Consider the following 603-nt stretch of genomic DNA (forward strand, 5'->3'; position numbering starts at 1 on the left):
GTGGAGTGGGATGGACACCCTCTCTGCAGGATCACAGAGGGCGGCGGTGTACGCTACTGGCAGGAGAATGTGGCAAATTTGGAACGGGAACAAGCCTGTCAAAGAGCCGCAGATCTGGCCTGTATGGTGCGGGAATACACTACCCTGCTGGAGCAGGCTCCCCCCTTGAGGGCACAGGGGCTGACTGGAGACTTTCGAGTGCTGGCCGACTTCAATGGAACTGTGCTGGCTGGACACCAGACCAAATTCGGCATCCACTTTGTCACCTGGGACCGGGACTTCCGCTGGACAGGTCTCAACTACGGCCACTACTTTCAGGAAAACTACGTGGCTGCCAAACAAGACTTTGCTATCCGTTCCGGCCTTGTCCCCCAGTACCAAGTTTTCAACCAGGAACAGCTCACAGAAATCTTTTATTGCTGCGCTGATACCCTAAATGCCGATTTGAACCTGTCCCCCAAACAGGAGGCATGCATCCGGGATATCCAAGAGCAGATTGAAAGTGGCATACCAGATATCACGGAACAGCTCAGAGAGCAGGAGCAACAGCCCACAGAACCTTATATTCCCCAGCAGACCATGTGAAATTGCGCCGGAGTTCTA

General features: G+C 54.1%; 1 protein-coding gene. It reads left to right on the plus strand.

Going from position 1 to position 603, the window contains the following annotated elements:
- Nucleotides 1-585, plus strand: a 585-nt coding sequence (locus tag H9X86_RS12160; protein WP_204901754.1) for a hypothetical protein, incomplete at its 5' end; no start/stop codon positions are given.
- Nucleotides 586-603 lie beyond the last annotated feature (18 nt).

The organism is Pseudoflavonifractor capillosus (assembly GCF_016902575.1).
Taxonomy (GTDB): domain Bacteria; phylum Bacillota; class Clostridia; order Oscillospirales; family Oscillospiraceae; genus Enterenecus; species Enterenecus capillosus_A.